The organism is Alcanivorax sp. HI0083, from assembly GCF_001635175.1.
On sequence record NZ_LWFX01001381.1, the window covers coordinates 1 to 1,157 of the forward strand.

Consider the following 1,157-nt stretch of genomic DNA (forward strand, 5'->3'; position numbering starts at 1 on the left):
CAAACAACAACGCCCCCAGCAAGCCCATGGCGAAGTACAGCCATTTCACCAGCATCCCGCCGTAATCGCCAAAATGCAGGGAGTACACCGGCGAGAACGAATCAAAGTTCAGGCTGCGCTGCCCCGGAGCGATCACGTTCAAGACACCCATCGCAGGGTCCAGCACCACATGCGCGTGATGCCCCACATATCCGGGCACAGATCCGGCCACATCCACCCAGCCGGCCGCATCGCCATAACCGCGAATTTCCACCCAATCCACGCTCATTTCAGGCAAGGCATCGGCCGCAGCAGACAGATAATCCGCCATCGGCACCATGGCAACGCTTTCTCCCTGGCTTTGCACCGGGGGCCATACCGCCGTTTCCTCTTCAATAACCCCGCGCAGCTGCGGGCCAAACACCAGGGTACCGAGCACCACTGCCACCAGGGTAAAGGCGCCCATGGCGGCGCCGGTCACCGACATGATCAAGTGGAAGGGCAAGCTGACCACACCGATCAGGTTGTGCATGTTCTTCCAGTAACGGCGCATGTTGCCCTCATGCTTGAGGGCAAAAAATTCCTTGCGCAGTTTCGGCCAATGAATCACCAGGCCGGTGAACAGGGCAGCGCCGTACAGTATCGAGATCAGCCCCATAAAGGTCATGCCCAGGTTGATGGGCAGGCCGCCACCGGGAATCGCTAACTGGTAATGCAGCTGGTTGATAAAATCCGCCAGTGCCGAACGAGGCTTTTCAACATACTTGCCCGCCTCGTCGAAATCCGTGGCATGGGCGGTAAGCCACTCCCCCGCACCGCCTTCTTCCGCACCAGAATCGCTGGACTGAAACCACATTACCGCCGGGTCTTCCTCCGGGAGGAAAAAAAGGCGCTTGCGCGCATCCGGGTATTGGTGGGTAACACGGGCAAGCAACGCCTGCCCATCGATGGCATCTTGCGATGCCGCCTCGGTGGCCTGCGGCGTCTGCCAGTGGTGCAGCTCGTGATGGAACACATTGAGGGCGCCGGCAAAAAACGCCACAAACNGGGCCAGGCCACTGGCCATGCCCAGCCAGGCATGCAGGTCGATAAAACGTCGCAAACGGTCCGCCTTCATGCGCCACCTCCCTTCATGCGCCACCCCCATACAAGGCTGTGGTTTGCAGCGCCATCCAGGC

Annotated in this window: 1 protein-coding gene; it reads right to left on the reverse strand. The window is 60.1% G+C overall.

Annotated features, from left to right (window positions below):
- Nucleotides 1-1,096, reverse strand: a 1,096-nt coding sequence (locus A3754_RS20880) for a PepSY domain-containing protein (protein ID WP_063521216.1), incomplete at its 3' end; no start/stop codon positions are given.
- Between the last annotated feature and the right edge of the window lie 61 nt (nucleotides 1,097-1,157).